At 49.7% G+C, this 25,595-nt stretch carries 23 protein-coding genes; 14 read left to right on the top strand and 9 right to left on the bottom strand.

The annotated features are described in order from the left end of the window. Positions 1–28: 28 nt before the first annotated feature. Both gloA2 and ACXAH1_RS11080 read left to right on the top strand, forming a co-directional pair. Entirely contained in the window at positions 29–430 is a 402-nt protein-coding gene (gloA2, locus tag ACXAH1_RS11085; protein WP_475196686.1) for an SMU1112c/YaeR family gloxylase I-like metalloprotein, read from the top strand. Between the two features lie 98 nt (positions 431–528). Continuing rightward, entirely contained in the window at positions 529–816 is a 288-nt protein-coding gene (locus ACXAH1_RS11080) for a hypothetical protein (RefSeq protein WP_475196684.1), read from the top strand. Between the two features lie 112 nt (positions 817–928). On the opposite strand, the gene ACXAH1_RS11075 is transcribed toward ACXAH1_RS11080, so the two are convergent. After that, positions 929–3,430, bottom strand: coding sequence for a S8 family serine peptidase (locus ACXAH1_RS11075; RefSeq protein ID WP_475196753.1), 2,502 nt, complete (start codon positions 3,428–3,430; stop codon positions 929–931). A 711-nt stretch (positions 3,431–4,141) separates the two neighbouring features. On the opposite strand from ACXAH1_RS11075, the gene ACXAH1_RS11070 reads away from it, so the two are divergent. The 4 genes from ACXAH1_RS11070 to ACXAH1_RS11055 are packed head-to-tail and all read left to right on the top strand — an operon-like array spanning position 4,142 to position 7,305. Beyond that, the gene (locus ACXAH1_RS11070) at positions 4,142–5,662 is read left to right on the top strand and encodes an autotransporter outer membrane beta-barrel domain-containing protein (protein WP_475196683.1); all 1,521 of its coding nucleotides are present in this window, start codon (positions 4,142–4,144) and stop codon (positions 5,660–5,662) included. A 46-nt stretch (positions 5,663–5,708) separates the two neighbouring features. Beyond that, entirely contained in the window at positions 5,709–6,101 is a 393-nt protein-coding gene (locus ACXAH1_RS11065; RefSeq protein ID WP_253047922.1) for a curli production assembly/transport protein CsgE, read from the top strand. A 2-nt stretch (positions 6,102–6,103) separates the two neighbouring features. Then, positions 6,104–6,520, top strand: a complete 417-nt coding sequence (locus ACXAH1_RS11060) for a curli assembly protein CsgF (protein ID WP_138544679.1) — start codon at positions 6,104–6,106, stop codon at positions 6,518–6,520. Beyond that, positions 6,520–7,305: a CsgG/HfaB family protein gene (locus tag ACXAH1_RS11055; protein WP_253047920.1), complete on the top strand. Its 786-nt coding sequence runs from the start codon at positions 6,520–6,522 to the stop codon at positions 7,303–7,305. Before ACXAH1_RS11060 ends, ACXAH1_RS11055 begins: the two co-directional genes overlap by 1 nt. Here the strand turns inward: ACXAH1_RS11055 and ACXAH1_RS11050 are convergent. The 8 genes from ACXAH1_RS11050 to trhP form a co-directional block, all read right to left on the bottom strand. After that, positions 7,302–8,000 (bottom strand): helix-turn-helix transcriptional regulator, encoded by a 699-nt coding sequence (locus ACXAH1_RS11050; RefSeq protein WP_054016008.1) that lies wholly within the window; start codon positions 7,998–8,000, stop codon positions 7,302–7,304. The two genes, ACXAH1_RS11055 and ACXAH1_RS11050, sit on opposite strands and share 4 nt — an antisense overlap. Positions 8,001–8,258: 258 nt before the next feature. Beyond that, positions 8,259–9,431 (bottom strand): M23 family metallopeptidase, encoded by a 1,173-nt coding sequence (locus tag ACXAH1_RS11045; protein WP_475196680.1) that lies wholly within the window; start codon positions 9,429–9,431, stop codon positions 8,259–8,261. A gap of 274 nt (positions 9,432–9,705) precedes the next feature. Then, positions 9,706–10,635 carry a GGDEF domain-containing protein gene (locus ACXAH1_RS11040; RefSeq protein WP_475196679.1) on the bottom strand — a complete coding sequence of 310 codons (930 nt, stop codon included), beginning with the start codon at positions 10,633–10,635 and terminating at the stop codon, positions 9,706–9,708. Between the two features lie 3 nt (positions 10,636–10,638). Beyond that, the gene (locus tag ACXAH1_RS11035) at positions 10,639–11,043 is read right to left on the bottom strand and encodes a response regulator (protein ID WP_475196677.1); all 405 of its coding nucleotides are present in this window, start codon (positions 11,041–11,043) and stop codon (positions 10,639–10,641) included. Then, the gene (locus tag ACXAH1_RS11030; RefSeq protein ID WP_475196676.1) at positions 11,043–13,727 is read right to left on the bottom strand and encodes a PAS domain-containing protein; all 2,685 of its coding nucleotides are present in this window, start codon (positions 13,725–13,727) and stop codon (positions 11,043–11,045) included. The genes ACXAH1_RS11035 and ACXAH1_RS11030 overlap by 1 nt, the downstream gene beginning before the upstream one ends. A 9-nt stretch (positions 13,728–13,736) precedes the next feature. Then, positions 13,737–14,495, bottom strand: a complete 759-nt coding sequence (locus ACXAH1_RS11025; RefSeq protein ID WP_475196675.1) for an EAL domain-containing protein — start codon at positions 14,493–14,495, stop codon at positions 13,737–13,739. 187 nt (positions 14,496–14,682) lie between these two features. Continuing rightward, positions 14,683–14,934: a YfhL family 4Fe-4S dicluster ferredoxin gene (locus ACXAH1_RS11020; RefSeq protein ID WP_046005076.1), complete on the bottom strand. Its 252-nt coding sequence runs from the start codon at positions 14,932–14,934 to the stop codon at positions 14,683–14,685. 24 nt (positions 14,935–14,958) lie between these two features. Then, positions 14,959–16,317: a prephenate-dependent tRNA uridine(34) hydroxylase TrhP gene (trhP, locus tag ACXAH1_RS11015; RefSeq protein WP_130245767.1), complete on the bottom strand. Its 1,359-nt coding sequence runs from the start codon at positions 16,315–16,317 to the stop codon at positions 14,959–14,961. A 313-nt stretch (positions 16,318–16,630) separates the two neighbouring features. On the opposite strand from trhP, the gene ndk reads away from it, so the two are divergent. From ndk to bamB, 8 genes are all read left to right on the top strand, one after another. Further along, positions 16,631–17,062, top strand: a complete 432-nt coding sequence (gene ndk, locus ACXAH1_RS11010) for a nucleoside-diphosphate kinase (protein WP_010383936.1) — start codon at positions 16,631–16,633, stop codon at positions 17,060–17,062. A gap of 188 nt (positions 17,063–17,250) precedes the next feature. Further along, complete coding sequence (gene rlmN / locus ACXAH1_RS11005; protein ID WP_054016001.1) at positions 17,251–18,381, top strand: dual-specificity RNA methyltransferase RlmN; 1,131 nt, start codon at positions 17,251–17,253, stop codon at positions 18,379–18,381. A 135-nt stretch (positions 18,382–18,516) separates the two neighbouring features. Then, on the top strand, positions 18,517–20,148 hold the full coding sequence (pilW, locus tag ACXAH1_RS11000; protein WP_475196672.1) for a type IV pilus biogenesis/stability protein PilW: 1,632 nt from the start codon (positions 18,517–18,519) through the stop codon (positions 20,146–20,148). Beyond that, positions 20,145–21,137, top strand: a complete 993-nt coding sequence (locus ACXAH1_RS10995) for a RodZ domain-containing protein (RefSeq protein ID WP_475196671.1) — start codon at positions 20,145–20,147, stop codon at positions 21,135–21,137. The genes pilW and ACXAH1_RS10995 overlap by 4 nt, the downstream gene beginning before the upstream one ends. A 5-nt stretch (positions 21,138–21,142) precedes the next feature. Further along, positions 21,143–22,261, top strand: coding sequence for a flavodoxin-dependent (E)-4-hydroxy-3-methylbut-2-enyl-diphosphate synthase (ispG, locus tag ACXAH1_RS10990; protein ID WP_046005072.1), 1,119 nt, complete (start codon positions 21,143–21,145; stop codon positions 22,259–22,261). Positions 22,262–22,394: 133 nt separating this feature from the next. Then, a complete protein-coding gene (gene hisS, locus ACXAH1_RS10985; RefSeq protein WP_475196669.1) occupies positions 22,395–23,672 on the top strand; it encodes a histidine--tRNA ligase in 1,278 nt (425 codons plus the stop codon). Positions 23,673–23,745: 73 nt separating this feature from the next. Continuing rightward, the gene (locus ACXAH1_RS10980; RefSeq protein ID WP_475196667.1) at positions 23,746–24,363 is read left to right on the top strand and encodes a YfgM family protein; all 618 of its coding nucleotides are present in this window, start codon (positions 23,746–23,748) and stop codon (positions 24,361–24,363) included. A gap of 9 nt (positions 24,364–24,372) precedes the next feature. Next, entirely contained in the window at positions 24,373–25,548 is a 1,176-nt protein-coding gene (gene bamB / locus ACXAH1_RS10975) for an outer membrane protein assembly factor BamB (protein WP_475196666.1), read from the top strand. Positions 25,549–25,595 lie beyond the last annotated feature (47 nt).

The following is a 25,595-nucleotide window of genomic DNA, read 5'->3' as shown; positions in this document are numbered from 1 at the left end:
AGGGGTTTTCTGATTACTGTAAACACCTATGCTTGCTAATTTTATTACGCGTGTTCACCATGTCGCGATTATTTGCTCAGATTATGAGACATCTAAAGCTTTTTATACCGATATTATTGGCTGTCGAGTCGTCGCCGAACATTATCAGCCAGGACGTGAGAGTTATAAGCTGGACCTGTCACTGCCCGACGGCACTCAGATTGAATTGTTTCACTTTGCCTCGGCACCTGCGCGACCCAGTTACCCTGAAGCTCAGGGGTTGCGTCATCTTGCGTTGTCAGTCACCGACATAGAGGCGGCACGCAATGCATTGCTTGCTCAAGGGGTGAGCTGTGAATCTATCCGGGTTGATCCCTATACCCAGCAACGTTTCTGCTTTTTTGCTGATCCTGATGGCTTACCCCTGGAACTATATGAAATGCCGGGTTAGTAAAATGCGAATGTGTGACGAGACGCTGAGTGTCAGGTTGTTCCTTTTTTAGAACCGTATGATACCATCGGGATCTCGTCATATCAGGAAGTAATAATATGAAAAAACAAAGTGTACTCTTAGGGCTGTGCTTGCTGGCACTGGGCGGTTGTCAGGTATCTCAGCCCGCGCCGTATGAGAAAGACAAGGCTCCCGAGGAGCGTCAGGAATACAATGGGGTTGATGGCCTGGCTCAGGCACAACAGGATCAGGTATACCTGATGGATAAGGAGCTCAGAGATAAATGCAACAATGCAAAGGTTGATCTGGCGGTGGCCAAAGGCGATAAAAACGACAAAGAAATTGCCAGACAAATAAACATCATCAAACAAACCTGCAGACAATAACAATATAAACAGGGCCGCATTGATATGCGGCCCTGTCGTGATTTACTCGAATGACGTTAATCAAGCGAGATTAATCAAACCAGGTTACTGGAATGAAGTTAATCAAACCAGGTTACTGGAAACTCACACTCACTTCGTTCGAACAGATGTCACTTGCCTGACAGATCTTGTAGGTGAAGCCGGTAACCGCCGGGTCACGGCCGAAATCACGGAACTGACCTGAGTTGTTCACGGTACGAAGTAGTGCACCGTCGCGGTAAATATCGACCTGGTCAGCGCTGCTTCCAGACCATGACAATGACACGCGGTAGAAGCCAAGGCGTGACTTGTTAGTGCGTACCACTTCCAGCGCAATATCATCAGAGCTGACGGTGACTTCCTGCGTGGTACTGTTGCTGTTGCCTTCACTGTCAGTCACAGTGAGGGTAGCAGAGTAAGTACCAGACGCGGTATAGACATGTGTCGGGCTTGCTTCGCTGCTGCTGTTACCATCTCCGAAGTCCCATTGCCAGCTGACGATATCGTTATTGGCATCGGTACTGCTGTCAGTAAAGACCACGCTCAGACCGTCTTTTTCGAAGCTGAAGCCTGCGACCGGAGGCTGCGCAGAAACTTCGCCAAGGCCTGTGAGTGTCAGGGTCCAGTTATTCAGTGTTCCGGTATCCACACCCGCGTTATCAGACACGTTTAGCGTCCAGTCACCACGTGCCGTTTCACCATTGAAGGCCGCAGAGTTGAAGGTATCAACCAGGTTATCAGCGCTGCCACCAGCACGGTTATGCAGCGTCACTGAGGTACCCGCCGGAGATGTCAGGGTGACCAGCAGATCGCCAATATAGGTGTGAGTGATGTCCACCAGTGTGCTGCTGCCGAAAATAGTGATGTCATCAGCAACGGTGATTACTGAGCTGATGCCATTAGCGTCGTTATCAGGAATATCCACAGCCGTTGTGTTGTCATAGCTGAAGTCGCTCAGGCCCTGCGGCAATACAGACAGACTAACCGTTTTACTTTCAGCCAAATCGCCAGATGTGGCGTTGACGGTGAAGCTGTAATCGCCCCACTGAGTATCTGCTGTAGTGGGGACAGTCAGAGTCACAGTGTTACCCGGAGTAACTGTGCTTTGTGACAGAACAGCACCTGGCAATGCGCTGTCCAGCGTCAGCGCGATGTCACCCTGCCAGTCAGCAACTGAAGTGAAATTGAACTCATAGCTGGCCGTATCGCCCGCTGTGATCTCCTGGGTACCAGGTGTGACACCGACTCTAAAGCCCGGTGTCGGATCGGCATCAAGTAGCGCCTGATGTGCATTCAGACGTGTGCCTGCAACGGTTTTGCCGTCCAGGTCTGCATTTGCATCACCACTTTGCATCAGCAGGTTTTTCAGCGACAGAGTATCCAGTGTAGGGTCAATCGACAATACCAGCGCCGCAGCACCTGCGACGTGCGGAGTTGCCATCGAAGTACCTGAGAAGCTACTGTAGCCACCGCCCGGCACAGTTGACAGGATCGCGCTACCCGGTGCACCCATGTCAACAGAAGTCAGACCCCATTGTGAGAAAGACGACATAGTGTCATTGTCTGTGGTTGAGGCGATAGAGAATACGCTGTCATGCTCATAGCTTGAAGGGTAGTGTGGGTTGCTGTCGTTGTCGACCGCGCCGTTACCGGCTGCCGCCACAAACAGGATGTCGGCATTTTCACTGGCTGTGATTGCATCCGATAGCGCCTGACTGAAACCGCCGCCGCCCCAGCTGTTATTCAGAACGCGAACGTTATGGCCAGCCTGTTTCAGAGATACCATGTAATCAATACACTCGATGGCATCTGCGGTTGAACCACTACCTGAAGAGTCTAAGAACTTACAGCCCACAATCGATACTTCATGGTTTACGCCCACTACACCGGTGGCATCGTTACCCGTTGCGCCTATGGTGCCCGATACGTGCGTACCATGGCCCTGATCATCCATAGGATCGCCTGACCCTGTGATGGTATTGACACCGTAAACATCATCAACAAAACCGTTGTTATCATTGTCGATGCCATCGCCTGCGATCTCACCCGGGTTTTGCCACATGTTTGCTACCAGGTCCGGGTGCGTGTAGTCCACACCCGTGTCGATAACCCCGACAATCACATCTCGTGACCCGATGCTGATATCCCAGGCTTCAGGTGCATCGATGTCGGCATCGTCCACACCGCCAGTTTGTCCTGTGTTATGCAAACCCCATAGCTCGCCAAAGCGCGCATCGTCAGGAATACCCAGTGCTTTTACCTGATAGTCTGGCTCGACATATTCTACTGCCGGGTGTTTAGCCAGTTTGGCAATGGCCTCTTTGCTGCTGATCCCATCCAGTTTGAAGTTGGCAAGACGGCCTGACAGAACATGCTTATAACGATCATCTACTTCGTCGGCGTTGTTATCTGAGATACGCGCTTTTACCAGGCTACGAGCCTGAGCTCGCAACGCACTGGATGCCTCTTTTTTGAATACCACGATGACGCTGTTGTCATTGGTTTTTTCTGTTGCTGTGATCTGTACCGCAGCTTGAGCTGCACCGCTGAAAAGTGGCAGTAATGCCAGTGTTAAGGCAGAAAATTTTAATTTCATCATTTGTCCTAGATAGTAAGTTGGTTTGTTAACCATGACGTCATGGTGTGTGCTCGACTAAGTGGGCATGATGTGTGATCCGCCAAGCCCTCAGGCCGACGGTCGATAACTCGGTTTGGCAACTCAGCTCACGCTAAAACAGCCTGAATTACGGATGCAATTTCAACATGTAAAAAAGTCGTTAAAATACTGCTTTTTTGGCATTTAGTTGGTTTTGATAGGGCATTATTCATGCTTTTTTGTGAGCTTTGCGGTCCTGAACTGATTATTCTTTGACTCATACTATTTTGTGAGATTGTCTCGTACTAATATAGGTAAATTGAAATTTTTCATTTTAACTGTATGAATTTTATATGATTAGTAGAATCCAAATTATTTCTAATTTCCCTTACTAACACAGCACTCTAGAGTGGCTACATGAGTTCGAAAAAACGTGCAAACACTGCTCAGCCAGACGCTGAGCACCGGACTCAGGCTTTGATGACTAAGCGAGTATGAACGCGGCCCCGCTCATTGACGGTATCCGGTGACGGACGACGGTCTTTGTGAGCGAAGCTGAAGATAACCCGGGTTAACAGTGTATTGCGTCTGTTTCAGCGTACGTTAGGAGCCGGCAACCTCCGTTAAGACGATACGTTCTAAACCAGCAGGCAAGCAATGCGAGTTGAAGGAAATTGCAAAATAACGATTAATAACTCTAAGGAGAACCAGGTGAAATTTTCAAAATCACTGACCTGCTGTGCAATTGCATTGGCATTATCTGGTGTCAGCGTTGCACAGGCTGCCGACACAGAGGCAAAAGCAGCTTCAACGTCTGAGTTGGCACAGCTGATCCAGATTGATAATACGGGAAATACGCTGACGGTAACTCAGCGTTCTAATAATGGTGCGGGCAATGCACTCACCAGCTCACAAGAAGGCGAGTCGAACGTCAGCGAAGTGTCAATTGCGGGAGATGGCAATATCACCACGGTTGCGCAAGCTGGTACAGGCAATCTGACCAAAGTAACCGCTGTGGGCGATGGCAATACGCAGGAATACAGCCAGGATGGTGAACAAAATGGTGCACTGACTGAGCTCAATGGTAACGATAACAACCTGAACATCACTCAGCGTGGTGTTGGTTACCTGGGGATCAACAACGAAGTCACCAATACCATAAATGGTGACGGTAACCGTATTCATGTTGAACAAAGCAGTGGCGGTCATTGGTTCTATAATACCGACATGCAGGGTAACAATAACCAGGTGACGGCTGTTCAGCAAGGGACCTGGGGTGAAGTGAATATTGACCGTGTACAGGGCGATCAGAACAGCATCGAGGTTGACCAGAACGGAACCTACAACGAACTAAATCTGGCGAGTCTGCAGGGCAACGACAACGATCTGAGCTTGTCTCAGGAAGGTAACTACAACAAGTTTACCATTGATACGCTAGCCGGCAATGATAACGAGTTACAGGCAGAACAAAGCGCTGGTGATGGTAACCGAGTTGAAATGGCCGAATTGCAAGGTGAAAGTAACCGCATTGATCTGGAGCAGGAAGGCAATGATAACCGCATGACGTCGACCCTGTTTGGCGGTGATAGTAACTATGTCACGGTGGCACAGCTAGGTGACAACAACCAGACAACGTTCGATGTGGTTGGCAATGACAACGACTTTGACGCGCAGCAGCGTGGTAACGATAACCAGGCATATCTGGGCGCTGCGGGCAATGACAATGAATACAGCACCTTGCAACTAGGTGACAACAACCAGCTACACATTGCGAAATTTAATAGCAATGGCAGTGAAGTCGGTGTTATCCAAAATGGTGATAACAATGAGGTTGTGCTGCAGTCATCGCATCCTGATAACTCGCTGACCAGCAATAATAATATGCTAAATGTTGCGCAAACAGGTGACAGCAATGGCGTGTCAGTTACGCTGGCGTCTGTGACTGAAAGCGGGTTGAATCAGCTTGATCTGGTCCAAAATGGCGAGCTCAATGCTATCGATTTGATGCTTGAAGGCAATGGTAACGACATTGCGATTGAACAAACCGGCGGCGCTAACTTTGTTGCTGGTGTGGGTTCAGGTGCATTCGTTGTGAATGGCAGCGATAACAACATCCAGATTAATCAGGACGGCTTTGGCAACCTGGTTGAGGGTGGAGTTAATGGCAGTGGCCAGACTATCAACATCACTCAGGTCGGTGACTACAATGTCGCGACTGTGACTCAGCAGTAAGCAAATTGGTCACAAAGCGGATGGCTTTGTGACCAGGTTTAACACCATGAAGATTTACCTATTTATTTTGGGTGTCTGGCTTTTGAGCTTTACCCCGTATAGCCAGGGAGCCGACGAAGAGGTCGAACTGGGCGGGCTGGTCATTGATCAGAGTATTAGCCGTTTTGGCTATCAGTTTTATTTTGACTTTTCACAGCTGTGGCGCGATGTACCGGCGACAGCAGGTGTGAATATCACCATTAAAGAAACCGTACTGCCGCGCGCTGGCACCCGGTTACAGGTATTTATGAACAACCAGCTGGTGTATGCCACAGCCATGGGGCGTCGTGGTGGGCCACTTAAGTCGCGCGTTGAGGCAGCTTTGTTTGCCATTATGGACGCCATGGCCAGTGCACAGCATCAGCAACACTCTCCAGATTTAGCAACAAGCGGGTGGTAACAATGAAAACAACAATAATATGCTGCTTTGGGGCGCTATGCAGTTTGTCGCTGCATGCCACTGAATTGGTCTACAAGCCCATTAACCCGTCATTTGGCGGTAATCCTCTCAATGCCAATATGCTGTTAAACAAAGCACAGGCACAAAATAAGCATCGCGCACCTGTGATTGAAAAGTCCTACGGCGACCGCTTTCAGGAATCGTTGGAGCGGACCTACCTGAATCGCATGGTGCGGGAAATCACATCCACCGCATTTGGCGATGAGGTCGAGGACAGTATTTTTGATAAAGACTCGACCTTTATGAGTGGTGATTACGAAATACAGGTGATCACCAGCACACCGGATTCCATTACGGTGCAGATCACAAACACCCTTACGGGAGACATTACGACGCTGGAAGTACCGAGGTTTGGTTAATGAAGTATCTGAGTATTACCTGTGTGATATTACTGCTGAGCGCCTGTAGCGCTCTGCCCGTACTGCCTCCGCCCACAGTAAAGGCTGAGCCGCTGGCAGCCACTGAGGTGTTTAGTGAATTGAAGGCATTGCCAGCGCCGCGCGGACCTATCCCGGTTTCTGTGTATTCGTTTCGTGACCAAACAGGGCAATATAAGCCTCAGGAAAATGTCAGTTCATTTTCGACGGCGGTGACTCAGGGAGCCAACTCGATCCTGATGCAGGCGCTGCACGAAACCGACTGGTTTATTCCTATTGAGCGTGAGGGACTGCAAAACCTGCTGACCGAGCGTAAGATCACCCGGGCCGCGATGCAGGATAAAGATAACGCCAACAGCCTGCCGCCGTTAACCCACGCCAAGCTGATCTTTGAAGGGGGGATCATCAGCTACGACGCCAATATAAAAACGGGTGGGATGGGAATGGAATACTTCGGTATTGGCGCCTCCGAATTGTACCGTGAGGACACCATCAGTATTTATCTGCGCGCGGTCGATGTTCGTACCGGACAAGTCTTGTTGTCGGTCGCCACCAGTAAAAAAGTATTGTCTAAAGAAATGCGTGCGGGGTTTTTCCGCTACGTGAGTTATAAACGGCTCGCAGAGGCCGAAGCCGGATACAGTGAAAATGAGCCTATGCACATCTGTGTTACCCAGGCGATAGAAAAAGCCCTGACGTTGCTGGTCCATCAGGGCCTCGAAAAAGGGGTCTGGGCGGCAAAATCCACACAGCCGCAGGCTGGTTAATTGGCCAGCCCGCCAAATGGAATATGTTGCTGGGCCCAGTTGGCCAGCTCAATTCGGTTGCGTGAGTTGGTCTTTTTAAATGCGCTGTATATGTGGGTTTTAACAGTGTGACTGCTGATATTCAGAGAGTCGGCAATGTCGTCGTTTTTGGCACCATCGGCCAGTAGCCGGATCACGGATTTTTCGCGTTTGGTGAGCGAGGCCAGGGTAATATCACGCTGCTCGTCCGACAGTGCTGGCAAAGTTTGCGGCAGGCGCTGCATCAGAGCGCTGAATGCCAGTGAAATCGCGCCTCTGCCGAACCAGAGTTCACCACCGAGTACGCGCTGGATGCCCTTAAACTGACTTTCTGGTGAAGCGCCCTGATAGAGCACACCTTTAACATTGGCGAGTAGGGCGGTTTGTTCGTTCAGAGTATCCGGGCAGGCATTGAATAACAAGACGCTGTGATGTTGTGCCAACGCCCTGAGCTGTGCGCTGAGTAAATCGCGACATTCGCGATGACTGACATCGACCAGAAACAGCTGGTATTGTGAGCGTTGCTCAGTGACGGGCAGGCGGGTATCGACCTTGATATTGTTACCGCAAGCCTCAAGCATTTTGACAAACATGAGGAAATCCTGACTTAGCGTGTTGGTCTTTTGGTCTGTCAGGACGAACAGAGCACCACGCGTTTGGTTGTCTGAATACATCATTTTCTCGACTGTCCTTTTGTTGTTCCATTAACTTAAATATACATATTTTTTACAGGATGTTTAGTACTTATTTTCAATTTTTGGAACTGACCGGAGCCGTATCTCGTATTGGAACATTCCACTTGATCGCGGGTAAGGTGACGGAGAATTGGTCAGGCAGTGCGTAAGAGCTGGACCTGCTGCATTACCTGTTCCTCACAGGGGAGTCGTAAGCAGGTGGCCAGGTTGCTGGCCTGACCACCTCGGTTGGTTGGATATTTATCGGTAGAGGGCTCGCCATGCACAGGTGCGATAGCCATTGCGTTCAAAGTAAAAACGATTGCAGTTGTCGTCGTAATTATAGTTACCCACATCCACCCGGTAGCCGCTGATATAAGTGTTGTGAAGAGACACGAAACGACCATTATAAAGCAATGAAAAATGCAGGTGCGGCCCACTGGATTGGCCACCCTGACATAGCGCTGTGTTGTAGTCATTGGCATAGCGACCCAGCCAGGCACCTGCATCAATCACGTCCCCAGTCTGATATTGCAAGGCGTCCATATGATAGTACTGAGTAGCGTAACCGCTGGGATGTGTAACGCGGATATTACAGCGTGAGTAGCGGGTCACGGTTCCGCCGTGGGCTGCCTGGACCCAGGGCGTATTCGACCCCCAACCGCCTGAGTTGTTATTAAAGTCCAGTGATGAATAGGGGTAACCAGAGCCGGTATTAGAGTGTGCGCCACCACTGTACCAGGCATAGCCAGAGGGCCAGGGAAAGTTAAGATAAAAATTGTTCTTAATCGTCACGGACTCTGTATTGGAGGTCTGTACGTGTGCTTGTGGGTTAAGGAGAGCATCGCCGAACAGCTGCTGGAAGTGTCTGGCTACTTTGGCAACGTTACCTTGATCGCCCAGTAGTGTGTGCAGGGCAAACGTCGCCGGGCTGACTGAGGGGGCATGGCTGAGTGTGTGATGTAACACGTCTGAGTGCTGACCCTGCTGCTGTTCAAAAGCGTAATAGCGTTGCGACAGGGCTGTGGTGATTGCTGCCAGTTGCGCCGAAAATCCTGATTGTGACACCAGCGAGCCAAATGGCTGTTCGAACGCTTTGGCTGAGGGCGCGGTGAGTAGCTGACTCTGTTGTTCCATCAGCGCTAATAACAGCTTAGGGTTAATGCTGGCATGACCTGCCCAGTGCAGCAGGGTTTCAAGCTGAGGTAACAGATGGGGAGCATGACTTGCAAGCAGAGCTTCCCAGTCTGTTTGTTGTAGCGGGTTACTGAACAGAAAGTGTTGTGGGTCAATGTTGAGCAGCGGAGAAATCGCATGTTGCGTCAGTGCATCTTCAGGTAGCTGATAAGCCGTGGCATCATGGTGCTGGCCCTGTGCATGTATCTGCGTGCCGCTGAGCCCTAGTGCCAGCGCGGCGTAGTGTAGTGTTTTCATGTTGTATCCTCATTAAGGTGAGTTCATGATCAGGTATATCCTTTTGTTGAATAAATGTACAATTTGAGTTTTTACTCTGTAATTTGTTTTTGTTTCTTAATGTTTACATTTTTGTTTCATTTAAGTTTGCAATTTGGCTGACGACTGGTATCACGACAAAGGACGTTGAACCAGGTTTAAACCGAGCGAACGTCGGGTGTTTCAGAAGGGCTAATAAGTACAGTAATATGATTGCAGACAGGCCTGATGGGGCACCGGCCATCAGGCCCTGAGATTACGCTGAGTTACGCTTTGGCTCGGCCAGCAGAAAGGGCAATGACTGAGTTTTGGCCTGGTACATAGTTTTATCTGCACAACTCAATAATTCAGTTGGTCCATCACCATGATCCGGAAACAGCACGGCACCGATACTGAGATCCAGTGTGACTTCGCGCATATTGCCTTGCTGATCTTGCAGGCAGTAATTGTCGGCCAGCAGGTTATGCTTGTAACGGGTAAATAGTTCCAGCTGGCCCGGGTTGTCTATGTTGGGGGCAATCACCACAAATTCATCGCCGCCAAAGCGCGCCACAAAATCTGAGCTGCGTTTGTACATTTTGAGTTTAGACGCAAGCAGCCTGAGCAGCTGGTCGCCTGCCTGATGACCTAACTCATCGTTAATGGTTTTAAAATTATCAAGGTCGATAAACAACATGGCAAACTGCTTACCATAACGCCGGGCATCCTGAACCTGGGTATGTAAGTGTGTATCCAGTGCGCCGCGGTTGTTGAGCATGGTAAGTCTGTCCAGGCTGACGAGGTTTTCCAGGTTACGCTGCATATCAAAACGCTCTTTAGAAAACACTATGGTGCGCCTGAGTAAATGAGCGCTGAGCTCGTGCTTTGGTATATAGTCCTGCGCGCCAAGCTGAATGGCTTTCTCGCCAAACATTTCGTCGGACATGCCCGTCAACACTATGATGGGGATGTGTGCGGCAAAGTCTTTAACCCGCAGCAAGGTTTCCAGCCCCCGGCTTTGTGGCAGGTTAAGGTCCATTAAAATGGCTTCGGGATTAAGCTGGGCGACTGCATCACGCAGCGACTCTATGGTTTCAAAGGCATTGACGGCATAATGGTGCTTACCATGGTGCTGGCTTAGCAGTTCTTTCACCAGATAGATGTCATCCTGATTGTCCTCGAGTAAATAGATTAACCTGGCATTCATACCTTATCCTTTGCGTTTTTGATTGTATTGAAACCAATATTTAATGAGCGTTTGGACCAGCTCGGTCAGCTCCGTCAGGCGGTTCGGTTTGGTTAAATAAGATTTGGCACCAAGATGATAGGCTTTGGCGATATCTTTGGGGCTGTCCGACGTGGTGTAGCAGATCACCAACAAGGAGTTTACCAACCCCAGCTGTTGCAGCTCTTCCAGCGCTTCGAGCCCGCCCTTGTGTGGCATGTTTAAATCCAGCAGGTAAACGGGCATCTGGCTGTCACTTTGCTGCACATGAGAGATAAACTCAATGCCGTTGTTTAACACGGTGACTTTGGGCTCCCGGGGAAGTTCTGCACAGGCTTGCTGGAAGAAATAAATGTCATCCGGGTCGTCTTCAACTAATACGATTTCCATCATAGCTCCCGTTGTTTTAGCGTGATTACAAAGTGTGCACCAGCGTGTTCGCTGTCGATACAGGTAATTTGCCCACCATGCAGGTCAACTATTTTCTTACATAAGGATAGACCAATCCCGCTGCCTTTGTGGCTGTCGCCATGTAAACGCCTGAAGGGTTCAAAAATCTGTTGCCTGAACTGCTCAGGTACACCGATGCCGTTGTCTTGATAGTGCAGCATTAGCGTCGTGCCCTCGCGCTGGATAGTGATCCGCACGCAGGGTGCCTTGTCGTCAGCACAGAACTTAATACTGTTAGCAATCAGGTTCTGCCAGATTTGAATAAACAAAGAGGCATCCACTTCCAGTTCGCAATCCGGGTTATCACATTCTATTTGGGCGTGACTTTCCTCAATTATAAAGCTCAGTTGATCGCACGCTTCAGTAATCAGGCTATTGAGTGATACTCGGGTTAGTTTTAATTGGTGCGCATTCAGCCGGGATAGCTTGAGTAGGTCCTGGATCATGGTGCGCATGCGCTGCGTTGCATCCAGTAGCCTGTCCATTTCAAAGCAGGCTTTATCGTCCTCTTTCAGGGCTGGAGCCAGCCGTAATGACAAGCTGTCGGAAAAGGCGGAGATTTTACGCAGTGGCTCTTGTAAGTCATGAGAAGCAATGAAGGCAAAATGTTCGAGGCTGGCATTGGATTCCTGTAATTCACGCAGCAGGTTGGTTTGTTCCGTGATATCGACAAAGGTCCCCAACATCAGCTCCGGGTTACCCTGCTCATCTCGGGTGACTATTGTATCTAGCGAATAACACCAGACCCAGTGTCCCTGCTTATGCTTGAAGCGGTACTTTAATGGGATTAAATCACCGCTCTGACTGCTAACGACTTCTTTCATATGAGCATCTAACAAAGGGCGCTCCTGTGGGTGAAACAGCTCCATCAGATTGCGGTTTTCCAGCTCCTGAAGTGTATACCCGAGCAGGTGTGTGTATCTGCGGTTGATTTTCACATTGGTCTGCTGTGTCAGATCAAACAAGTACAAACCGCAGACGGCAGAGTCTATGATGCGTTGCAAAAATTGTTGGCTGTCTCGTAATTCGGTCTCTGCGTATTTCCGAGCTGTGATGTCAATAGCGGTTCCAACCAATTGTTTTACGTTACCCTGACTATCGAGCAAAGGGTACAACGTTGTTTGATACCATAATTCCTGACCATGCGTTGGCAGCATTTCGATATACTCCAACGGCTTTTTGAGTTCGCAACAGGTCTGGTAGTTATCCTGAATATGGTTGAGAATTTGGTCATCAAACATTTTTCCGCGTAACTCGGATAAGCGTTTGAACTGAATGTCCTCCAGCTTGATGGATGCGCGTTGGCAGGCGGTTGGATTAAATTCCAGGAAAGTAAAATCACCGTCTTCTTCTATCTGCAATAGCCAGATGGCCTGACTGGCACCATTATAGATTGCGTTTAAGATGTTGGTTTTTTCACTGACTTTACGCTCCAGTATTTTGCTGGAGTCGATGTTGCGCAGCGCGCCAGACATCAGCAGGGGTTTGCCCTGCTCATCAAACTGGCTATTACCCACTGCCATAAACCAACTGTACTCGCCGTGTTCGTTGCGGCCCTGATACTCCACCTGGTACTGTTCCTTACTTTTAAAGTGGTGTTCAATGGCCTGTTCTACACGCTGGCGGTGCTCAGGGTGAATATGTTCAAACCAGTCCTCATAACCAGGGTGCTCTATATTGGCTTTGCCTATCATCGCCATCAGGCGAGGCGAGTAACTGACCTCGCCAGTGACAACATTCCACTCCCAGATGCCATCGGCGGTGGCATTGATGGCCCGGCGCATTTTTTTATCAGACTCTTTGAGTGCTCGTTCGGTATTTTTAAGCGTACTCAGGTTATTAAACAGCGCTAGCACCACACTTTGTCCTTCAAACTGGGCCTTAACCAGCTTCATTTCCATTGGAATGGTGGACTTAGCTTGTGTCGTAACATGGCATAAAGTTGACAGCTCCGCTGATTCTGCATTGCTCAGCTTATGGGCCAGCGTATCTATGGTGGTAAAGGGATCGCTGAATTCAATCCACTCGCTCAGCGGCTGACCATTGAGTTGGGTGTCACAAAGATCTAAGGCCTTAAGAAAGTGCGGGTTACACTGAGTGATTTTAAAGGTTTCATCGAGAACCACGATACTGGCAGGCAGGCTGTTGAGAATAAAGTGGGTTAACTCATGCTCAGCCAGTTTTGAGTCCAGCTGATGTTTTTCCTGTGTGACCTTGTCGAGCTTGCGGGACACCCCCTGAAATTGATTCGGGGTGGGAATGGCAATGGCACTGGGAATAAGGCGGAACATGTACACCGCTGTGGTGATAGAGACCAGAGCGGTGGCCATTTTGGCCAGAGCATGCATGCCATAGGCACCTTGCCAGACTGTGTAAATCCCTATCAAATGAGTCAGTCCACACAGCAAGATAAAGCTTGAAAACAACACAAACAGCCAGTGTCCGCCAACATCAGGCCGTTTTTTGGCAAATATCATAATGGCAATGGGGATAGAGAAGTAAGCGGTGGCAATGAGTAAATCCGAAATAACATTGCCCCACAGCAGGTGGGGTTGCCATAAATAACAGTGCCCGTGTGGCATATAGGTATCATGAAAAAATGACTCAAAACTGTTGGATTCCATGGGATGTCCTTACTCGGCGTGCTCGGCTGGCTCCGTGGGAAAGCTGGGGGTCGGCAAAGTTGCAATCACGGGTTTGGCAAACAGATAGCCCTGCATCAGGTACACCCCTAAATCGCACAGGCACTGGTAGTCCGCCAGAGTTTCGACGCCTTCGACCACCAGGTCGATATTTAGTCGGCGAGCCATCAGGCATATGCCATCCACGATGGCTTGTTTGACCGGGTCCTGTGCAATGCCGCTAACCAGTGAAATATCGAGCTTGATGATATCGGGCTGAAAGCGGTGCAGCACTTCAATGCCCGCATAGCCTGCGCCAAAATCGTCCAATGCAACCTTGAAGCCGTTTTTGTTATACGTATTGGCGATATCGATGAGTTTTTCATGGTCAGTGAGGTGTTCCTGTTCAGAGACCTCAAAAATAATACGTTTCTTTGCCAGGTTGAATTTATCGGCGGCTTCTAGGGTTTTGCGCAAGCAGGTTTGGGGATCATAAATGGCGTTGGGTAAAAAGTTGATGGAGAGCTTGGCTGTGTCGCTGAGACCAGCCATCATCTCAATGGCAGTAGTACGGCACAACTGGTCGAAATAATATTTGCTGTCTTCTGTGACCTGAGCGAGTACCTGCCCGGCCGACTGACCCTGAGTGCCTCTGACTAGTGCTTCATAGGCATAGACTTGCCGGGTGCGCAGGTTCACTATCGGTTGCATGGCCATAGTGATGTCCATTTTGTAATCGGTGTGACAACGGCAAGTTTTACAGCCCGGCATAGAGACTCCCTGTTTAAAAGTTAGACGCCTTAACAAGTCTGGCACAGCCTATGGGTTTTGCAATCGAACAGTACGCAGGTTTACAAGGGAATGATACGTTGGGGAGGCGGATCGGAGTTTACTTTGCTGTGCAGATATCCGAATAATAACAAAAGGAAAAAGCGCCCGTGGGCGCTTTTAGCAGAGATTAGCTCTGGCCTGTGAGTTTGAGAAACTTCTCAGCCAGCGTATCCAGGCTCTCGCGGTGTGCGGGGTCTGGTTTAATACAGTCAATCGGGCAGACACTGACACAGGTTGGCTGGTCGTAGTGGCCGACACATTCTGTGCACTTATCCGGGTCTATCTCATAGATTTTCTCACCCATATAGATTGCCTGGTTGGGGCATTCCGGGTCGCACATATCGCAGTTAATACATTTACTATTGATCAGTAACGCCATAGTTTACGCTCCGTTCTGGCCGGTTCAGGCTTTTTTAAACGGATTGCGGGTGTCTTCCTGTGCGCCCAGGTTACGCATCAAAATAGCGTGGCTCAGGTCAATGTCTTCGGGCAGTGGGATCTTCACAATATGGCCCGAGCCCTTGGCATCGCTGATCTGCTCGCCTTTTTTGTTTTCCATGTGCTCAAGGTTAAAGCTGATATTACCCTGTGGGGTCATCAACTCCAGGCTGTGGCCGGTACAGAACTTGTTTTTAACGTCAATTTCCACCAGGCCATTGTCGTGGCGTCCCAGGATCTCGCCAACAAACTGCTGCTGATCAGATACTGAGTGACCATAGTCGTAGTTCTGGTATTCCTGATGGGCATGGCGCTTGAGGAAGCCTTCGGTGTAGCCTCGGTGCGCCAGATTTTCCAGTGTTCGCATCAGTGACGGGTCGAACGGTTTACCGGCGACGGCATCGTCAATAGCGCGGCGATAAACCTGCGCAGTTCTGGCAACATAGTAAAAAGACTTAGTCCGGCCTTCAATTTTCAGGCTGTGCACGCCCATCTTGGTCAGCTGATCCACGTATTGTACGGCACGCAGGTCTTTGGAATTCATAATGTAAGTGCCATGCTCATCTTCAAAGGCCGGCATATACTCACCCGGGCGACCTTGTTCTTCGAGCATAAACACCTGATCGGTCGGTTGCCCGTCGCCGAGCGTTGGGATCACCTGTTGCGGGTCAATTTTGTGCACCACATCGCCTGTGGCGTTTTCTTCTCCCGGTTTAACGTCGTAGCTCCAGCGACAGGCATTGGTGCAGGTGCCCTGGTTCGGGTCGCGCTTATTGATGTAGCCAGAGAGCAGGCAGCGCCCTGAGTAGGCCATACACAGCGCACCATGCACGAACACTTCCAGCTCAGTATCCGGACACAAAGTGCGGATCTCGGCAATTTCTTCCAGCGACAGCTCCCGCGACAGGATCACCCGCTCTATACCTTGCTTTGCCCAGAATTGTACGGCGGCATAGTTGACGGCGTTGGCCTGAACGGACAGGTGAATGGGCATATCGGGCCACTTTTCGCGTACCAGCATGATAAGACCCGGGTCGGACATGATCAGCGCGTCCGGTTGCATGGCAATAACCGGCTCAATATCGCGCAGGTAAGTTTTGACCTTGCCGTTGTGCGGCGCAATGTTAGACACCACATACAGCTTTTTATTTTGCTGGTGGGCTTCGTTAATGCCAATTTCGAGGTTGGCCAGGTCGAATTCATTGTTGCGCACGCGCAGGCTGTAGCGCGGCTGGCCGGCGTACACGGCATCGGCACCGTACGCAAAAGCGTAACGCATATTCTTTAAACTACCGGCGGGTGAAAGGAGCTCAGGTACAAACATCTCAAAAACCTCATACATTGAACTGATTACGGGTCAGCTGTTGGGGTAAATCAATCGTCTGCGTGCCCTGCATTGCAGTGAACCTGACGATTGGGTTAAATCAAAAAGCGGCGCAGTATAGGGCAAGCCGCCGAGGTGTTTTTTGACTTGGATCAGGTTTTGCGGGGTCCCTGACAAATTGCCCAACCTGCGGTCACATAAGGCCTGGTTTCACACAAAATCAAAGCGGGACGGAAATAGTAGGTTTTTACATCTAAAACGCGTATAATTCGCGCCCGTATAAATTCATTAATTTCATTTTGGAGCAAAAAAGATGGCTTTAGAGCGTACTTTTTCAATCGTTAAGCCTGATGCGGTAGCTAAAAACCACATCGGTGCAATCTACAACCGTTTCGAGTCTGCTGGTCTGAAGATCGTTGCAGCTAAAATGATCCACCTTTCTCAAGAGAAAGCGGAAGGTTTCTACGCAGAGCACAAAGAGCGTCCTTTCTTCGGTGCTTTGGTTGAGTTCATGACATCTGGTCCAGTAATGGTTCAGGTACTTGAAGGTGAAGATGCAATCCGTAAAAACCGTGAAATCATGGGTGCAACTAACCCAGCTGAAGCCCTAGCGGGTACGCTACGTGCTGATTACGCTGACAGCATCGACGAAAATGCGGTACACGGTTCAGACGCTCCAGAGTCTGCTGCACGTGAAATCGCTTACTTCTTCACTGAAGAAGAGCTGTGTGCACGTACTCGTTAATTCGAGCGCGGTGACAGGAAAGAAGGGCCTTAGCGCCCTTTTTTCGTCCCTGATGCACTTTGCTAAGCCTGAATGCGACAGACAGCAGGTTTAGCAAAGTATTCAGATTTGAAAGCGCTGATTGAATTTTGTACAATTTGGCGTTTTATTAAATTTGCACTGGCCGTCATCTGATCTGGGGTTGTTTCATGACTACGACTGAGAAAAAAATTAACTTACTTGATTTAAATCGCGAGGGGATGCGCGAGTTGTTTGCATCATACGGTGAAAAGCCGTTTCGCGCCGATCAGGTCATGAAATGGATTTACCACTTCGGCATCGATAACTTCGATGATATGAGCAACATCAATAAAAAGCTGCGCGCTAAGTTGCAGGCGGAGTGTGAGATCCGTGCACCGGAAATCTCGGTACGCCAGCAGGCCAGCGATGGCACCATCAAGTACGCCCTTGTGCTGGATGGCGGACAGGAAGTGGAGACCGTGTGGATCCCGGAAAAAGACCGCGCCACCTTGTGTGTGTCTTCTCAGGTTGGCTGTGCGCTGGAATGTACTTTTTGCTCCACGGCGCAACAAGGCTTTAACCGTAACCTTAAAGTCAGCGAGATCATCGGTCAGGTGTGGCGCGTAGCCAAAGACATTGGCTTGCATGATGGTGACAGCACCAAGCGTCCGATCACCAATGTGGTGATGATGGGCATGGGGGAGCCGCTGCTTAACATCAATAACGTGGTGCCTGCCATGGAACTGATGATGGATGACTGGGCATTCGGCCTGTCTAAGCGTCGTGTTACTTTGAGTACCTCGGGCGTGGTACCGGCATTGGATATCCTGAAAGAAAAAATTGACGTCGCACTGGCGATTTCCTTGCATGCGCCAAACAACCCGCTGCGTGATGAGCTGGTGCCTATCAATAAAAAGTACCCGATTGAAGAATTCTTAGCGGCCTGTCGCCGTTATATCGATGGTTCAAAAGCCAACAAAGACGTTACCATTGAATATGTGATGTTGCAGGGCGTGAACGACAGCACCGATCATGCCCATGAACTGGTTCAGGTATTGAAAGGCACGCCGTCTAAAATCAACCTGATCCCATTCAACCCGTTCCCGGGCAACGAATATGGACGTTCGAGCAACAGTCGTATCGACCGTTTCTCTAAAGTACTTCAGGCCGCTGGGTTAACCTGTATCGTGCGTCGCACCCGAGGTGATGATATCGATGCTGCCTGTGGTCAGCTGGTAGGAGACGTGGTCGACAGAACCAAACGCCTTGCTAAGAAAAAGCAGCTGCAAGACAATGCGATAGCGGTGAAGGTTGGCTAAAAAAAGGGTGAAACTCGAACGCATTCGGGTAATATATGGGCATAGATCAACAGCGCTCTGGTGAGCTATGCCTGCGGCCTTGCGCCGAGTGTCACCTGTCAGTGCGCGCTTATAACTAAAGTGTTTAGTTTAGCTATGTTTTCATTGGTAAAAAGTTTCTCCTTTGAGGTCTCAAAGCGCACTGTGGCTGCCCGAACCGGGGTGCTGCTGACATTGAGCGTGATACTGAGTGGCTGCGTGACCGAAACTCGCTATGCCAACAGTGACAAACCGGTTGTACAAAGCAAAGCAAGCCGTGAAGATGCTGCTAAAACCCGTATTTCGCTGGCATTGCAATATCTGGCAAACGGCAATAACACGCAGGCTAAGTACAACCTGGAGCGGGCACTGACTTTGGCGCCACAACTCCCCGAAGCACACTATTCTCTGGCTTACTACTATGAGCAGGTGGGCGAGAATGCCCGTGCCGAACAGGCTTATCAAAAAGCACTGGCACTGGCACCCAAAGATCCCAATACGCTCAATAACTACGGCACCTTTTTATGTCGCATCGGCAAGTATGATGAAGCGACGGAGCAGCTGTTTAAAGCCATAGAGATCCCAAGCTATATTCGCGTTGCACAGAGTTATGAAAATTTAGCCCTGTGTGCACTGCGTCAGGATAACTTTGAACTGGCATTGGAATACCTGGGCAGCGCCGAGAAACACAATGGTCAGCGTCAGTCGACCCTGTTATTAATGGCTGGCTTACACTATGCAAAGAGTGAACTGCATAGAGCAGAAGAAGTCCTTAAGGTGTATGGTGACCGCGGGTTTGTCTCGGCACGTGGATTATTGCTGTCTCACTTACTGGAGTTACGCAAAGGTCATTTGCAACAAGCTGAAGAAACAGCCACTTTGTTGTTGCAAACTTACCCTGAGTCTCCTCAGGCTGCGCTGGTGATCCAGCAGCGTTTGAAGGACAGCGAATTTGAACGCCTGAAGGAGCAATACCGTCAAGCCCAGTTAACTAAGATTACTCATAAATCGCCGACCCATATAGTGGCAGAGCCTAAGATCAAGGTACGTCGGAAAGTAGAGGCTGCTAGTACTCGCGTTGAGGCGCCAGCGCTATCCCCTGTTGTGTCTCAACAGTCACAGATAAAAGCGCCCGCACGTTCGTTGCGTACTCAGCAATTCACCCAGAATTCACTTGCACAGGATACAGTGAGCGCCGCGACAAAACCACAAAAGGCGACTTCAGCTGTGGTTAAACCTGTGATTTCAATGCAACAAGGGAAAGTGGTGTTTTATGAGCCTGACCCTGAGGATATTTCATTTTCAGCGTCTTCATCCCGACCAAGCGCTGAGCCTACAGATAGTTGGTTGGCACAACTGCCAGCTGAACCTGCTTCTGCTCGGACATCAAATCGCGCTGTGGGTGGCTTATTGAACACAGATATTATGCTTCCCAGCATCCCTCAGCACACCGTCAGGCTGGGAGAAAACCTGTTTAGTGTGTCAGTGAAGTACAACCTAAAGTTAGAAAAACTGATGGCATGGAATAATTTACGCGAGTCGGACAAGCTGTCGATTGGTCAGGTGGTGTATTTAAATGACCCTAAAATCGTTCACACCATTGGCGAAGGCCAGTCATTGTTCGACATTGCAATGGAATATAATTTACAGATTGACGACCTGATGCGGTGGAACAAATTGACACCGGGTATCGTCTTACAACCGGGGCGACATCTCTTAATCGTGGATCCAGATAACTATACTTTATGAACGAAGCAGAATTAGACACAGATACCGGCAGCGACGTACTGTCGCTCGGACAAACACTGGCAAAAGCCAGACACGACAAAGGCGTCAGTTTTGAGGAGATCACCGCACGGCTGAAGCTCAGTGAATCTCAAATCAACAAGCTGGAACAGGACGACTATCACAAGCTGGGCCCTGAGACCTTTGTGAAAGGGTATATCAAAAGCTATTGTGGCTTACTGGGCCTGGATGCACAGGAAACCTTACGGTTATATCAGTCCCCAGTCGTACCCGAGCAAAAGGGCAAGATGAAGAGCTTTTCGCGTCGAACCGAAAAAGAAGCGCATGATAATCGCCTGATGTGGTTTAGTTACGCTGTCCTGGCGCTGGTGATCGGTAGCTCAGCAATTTGGTTCTGGCAAACTATCAGCACACAAAACGAGATCACGCCAGGGGACGCCCGAGATATTCCTCAGGTCAGTGCACCTGTCACCGGTGTGCCAAATGAGGTACCAAAAGAAACGGCACGAGAGAATACGCCAATTGAGGACACGATCGATAGTGGTGAATTGAACACCACCACAGAGCCTGCTGTACCGTCAGATGATGTGAGCGAAGCGCGACCTCAATTAGCGTCGGCGACGTCTGAGAGCGAGGCTACACAGGTGAGCACTGAAGTACCACAGAATACTGTGGCTACTGAATTGTCGTCTCCGGCGGTAACTGCCCCAGCCCCAGAGCCCGGCAATACACAAAGCGAATTTTCACAGAGCACCATAGTGATGGTGTTCAAAGAGGACAGCTGGGTTGAGATCTTTGACGCCAGCCAGGAACGGGTTGCGTTTGGTGTTAAAAAAGCAGGGTATACCATGACCGTCAGTGGTGTTGCCCCGTTTTCAGTCGTACTGGGCAAACATCGTGCTGTGAGCATCACACTGGATGGCGAAGCCGTGGATATTTCCGGGTTGCCACGTAACCGTTTAGCCAAATTTAATTTACCGTTAGCAGAGTAATCGTCATGTTTTCAGAATCACCGATCAAACGTAGAAAATCCACACGCATCAATGTGGGTAATGTCCCAATCGGGGATGGCGCACCGATCGCCGTGCAGTCGATGACCAACACCAATACCCTGGACGTAGATGCCACTGTGGCTCAGATCCGGGCGATTGCCGATGCCGGCGCAGACATTGTGCGAGTATCCGTGCCAACCATGGAAGCCGCAGAAGCGTTTAAGAGTATCAAAGAGCAGTCAGAAATTCCGTTAGTCGCAGATATCCACTTCGATTACCGTATTGCCCTGAAAGTAGCGGAATATGGCGTGGATTGCCTGCGCATCAACCCAGGGAACATTGGTAACGAAGAGCGTATTCGTGCTGTAGTTGATGCCGCCCGGGATAAAAATATTCCCATTCGGATCGGCGTCAACGGTGGGTCACTGGAGCGTGATTTACAGGAAAAGTATGGTGAACCGACGCCAGAAGCTTTGCTTGAATCGGCTATGCGCCATGTCGAAATACTTCAGCGACTCGACTTTGACCAGTTTAAAGTCTCAGTTAAAGCCTCAGATGTATTTTTAGCTGTGGGTGCCTATCGCCTGCTGGCAAAAGAAATTGATCAGCCTCTGCACCTGGGGATCACCGAAGCCGGTGGGATGCGCGCGGGCTCGGTGAAATCTGCTGTGGGCCTGGGGATGCTATTGGCTGAGGGGATTGGTGATACGCTGCGCGTATCTTTAGCAGCCGATCCGGTTCAGGAAGTCAAAGTGGGTTTTGATATCCTGAAGTCTTTGCGGATCCGCTCACGCGGTATCAACTTTATTGCTTGTCCAAGCTGTTCACGGCAGGAGTTCGATGTAGTTAATACGATGAACCAGCTGGAAGAGCGCCTTGAGGATATTACCGCACCCATCTCTGTTTCTGTGATTGGTTGCGTGGTGAACGGTCCCGGTGAAGCGCTGGTAAGTGATTTGGGACTAGCTGGCGCGAATCGTCGTTCGGGTTTGTACATCAATGGTGAACGCCAGAAACTGCGTATCGACAATGACCATATTGTCGAACAGCTGGAAGAGCAGGTACGCAGCTATGTTGAAAAACAGCAGAATGAACCCAAAATCGATGTCAAGATAGTCGAATAACCGGTACAGACTAGGCAAACTAAGCGTTTACGTTTTAGCCTAGCTGGGTATAATAGCGGGTTTATCAGATCTGGCTAAGTCATCGGGCTTAGCCAGCCATTTCGTGTAAAAAATTAGATTACTAGGATTTTCAGTGGCAAAACAAATTCAGGCAATTCGAGGTATGAACGATTGTCTGCCGGGTGATACGCAAGTCTGGCAGAAGGTAGAATCTATCTTACGTGACACAGTGGCATCTTTTGGATATCAGGAGATCCGCTTCCCTATCGTAGAATCCACCGAGCTGTTTAAGCGCTCGATTGGTGAAGTCACCGATATCGTTGAAAAAGAAATGTATACCTTCGAAGATCGCAATGGCGATTTCCTGACCTTGCGTCCTGAAGGCACCGCTGTTTGTGTGCGGGCCGGTAATCAGAACGGCTTACTGTACAATCAGGAACAGCGTTTGTGGTACATGGGCCCAATGTTTCGTCACGAGCGTCCGCAAAAGGGCCGTTACCGCCAGTTCCACCAGTTTGGTGTGGAAACCTTTGGCGTAGCCAGTGCCGATATGGACGCGGAAGTGATCCTGATGACTGCGCGTTTATGGCAGCAGTTTGGGATCAAGGATTTTGTTCGTCTGGAACTGAATTCACTGGGCTCAAACGAAGCGCGTGCAACTTATCGTGATGCGCTCATTGCGTTCCTTGAGCAGCACGAGTCACAACTCGACGAAGACTCAAAACGTCGTATGCACAGCAATCCATTGCGCGTTTTGGATAGCAAAAATCCAGACGTTCAGGCCATTTTGGTGAATGCACCAAAACTGTCTGAATATCTGGACGAAGAGTCTCGTCAACATTTTGCAAATTTATGTGAACGTTTGGACGCTGCGGGCGTCGAATACCAGGTTAATGAAAAACTGGTACGCGGCCTGGACTATTATAATCGCACCGTATTTGAATGGGTAACGGATAGCTTAGGCGCGCAGGGTACCGTGTGTGCCGGTGGCCGTTATGATGGCTTGGTAGAGCAAGTCGGTGGTAAAGCGACTCCGGCTGTGGGCTTTGCCATGGGTATGGAGCGTCTTGTACTGATGTTACAAGAGCTTGAGCGTATCGGCACATTACGCCGTAATGCAGATGTGTTCGTTGCAGCGATGGGCGAGCAGGCTGGCATTCAGGCTCCGGTCATTGCGCAACAACTACGCAGTGAAATCCCTGGCCTGCGTGTACTGGTTAACGCCGGTGGTGGCAACTTCAAGAAACAATTAAAACGTGCGGACAAAAGCGATGCCTTGGTTGCCCTGATTTTTGGCGAAGATGAATTAGCCGAAGGTAAGGTGACTGTTAAGTATCTCCGCGAACATAAAGAACAAGTTACCCTGACACTGGCAGAGGCAAAGAGCCTGTTGTCAACGTTGGTGGAATAAGCGCTGATGCGCAGTAAAGCCGGGTTACTCAAAAGTTGGGTACTGGCTTTACGCTATTAATAAAGAGGTCAGAATGGAAATTTATTCAACAGAAGAACAACAAGCCGAAGCAATAAAACGATTTTTCCGTGAAAATGGAACATCTTTGATTATCGGCGCGGTGCTGGGCCTGGGTGGTCTGTATGGTTGGAAAGCTTACAATCAGCATCAAATCGATAGCGCAGAAGCAGGTTCTGAAGCCTACAACCAGCTGGTTGATAGTGGTGACGTTCTGACCAAAAGCGATGAATTTTTAACGAATAACGGCGAGTCCAGCTACGCAGTCCTGGCAGCTTTTGTTGCTGCCAAAGAAGCGGTGGAGCAAGGTAAGTTAGATGTTGCTCAAGAGAAGCTGAGCTTCGCAGCAAGTAAGGTGAAAGCGCCAGAGCTAAAAGCCACGGCTTATCTGCGTTTAGCACGTGTTCAGGCGGCACAAGAAGATTACAGTGCGGCAATGGCCACGTTAGGCAATCAAATGCCTGAAAGCTTTGCAGCCCAGCTTGCTGAAGTCAAAGGTGATATTCTTTTAGCGCAAGGTAAAAAAGACGCCGCGCGTGATGAATATCAAAAGGCAGTGACAGCCGGTGGCAGCGACAATAACCCACTGTTGCAAATCAAACTGGACGACCTGGCTGGCACAGCAGCACTTTAAGGAGTAGCCATGAAGAAGTTGACTATGGCCTCTCTGACGCTATGTATGGCGTCATTGCTAGGGTGTTCCTCAAGTGATGATGAGCAAGAGTTGGTGTTACCTGAGATTGTGAATCAGTTCGAAACGAATGTGGTTTGGCAGGAGTCTGTGGGCGACGGCGTTGAGCATTACTTTTCTCGTTTGACCCCAACCTTCTATCAGAACACCGTTTATGTTGCTGAGCGAAACGGTCTCGTTGCTGCGCTGGATGTTGGCAGTGGTGATACGCTGTGGGAAGTCGATACCCGTGAGAATCCTGCTTTTTGGCCCTGGGAAGACGATGACAGTGCAAAGTTGTCGGGTGGCGTTTTGCAGGCCTATGGCAAGTTATATATCGGCTCAGAGCATGGCGAAGTTGTTGCTCTGGATCGTGAAACCGGTGAGGTGGTTTGGCGCAAGTCAGTCCCGGGAGAGGCCCTTTCTACACCTGCTGCCGGAGATGGTCTGGTGTATGTGAATCTGGGTTCAGGTAAGTTGTTGGCGTTGCACCCTGATACGGGTGAAGAGCGTTGGCAGTTTGAACAAGAAGTTCCGGCACTGACCTTGCGTGGCTTGAGTTCTCCCACGTCAGCAAATGGCGGCGTACTGGTCGGTGAAGAAAGCGGCAAGCTGTCGGTATTGATTGCAGAAAATGGCTTTATGGCTTGGAGCACAGATATTGCCTTGGCAAAAGGTGCATCTGAGTTTGAGCGTCTGGTTGATGTAGATACTAAGCCTGTTGTGATTGGCAGTACCGTGTATACCATAGCGTATAATGGTAAACTAGCGGCGTTGGATGTGCGCAATGGTAATGTGATCTGGGACCGTGAATACAGCAGTTACCGAGACCTGAGCATTGAACTGAATACCATTTATTTGGTAGATAGCGAGGGCGTACTCTATGCTCTAGATAGAGAATCAGGTATCGAACGCTGGAGTCAGTCGGCATTACGCGGCTGGTATCTGACCACCCCGGCAGTAGCGGGAGACTATCTGGTAGTCGGAGATCAGGAAGGAAACTTGCACTGGCTGGATAAACAAACTGGTGCTCTGGTGTCTCGCGAAGAATTTGATAGTTCGGGCTTTTTTGTCGAGCCAATCGTGGTAGATGACAAACTGATCCTGTACACCCGTGATGGTGAAGTCAGTGCGGTAAAAATTCCGTAATCACTTTACACGGTATAAATAGAAGTAAGGCTTCGCGGTGCGAAGCC

This window comes from Pseudoalteromonas sp. AWH4_217 (assembly GCF_056161105.1).
This window is presented reverse-complemented; position numbering and strand designations above follow the sequence as displayed.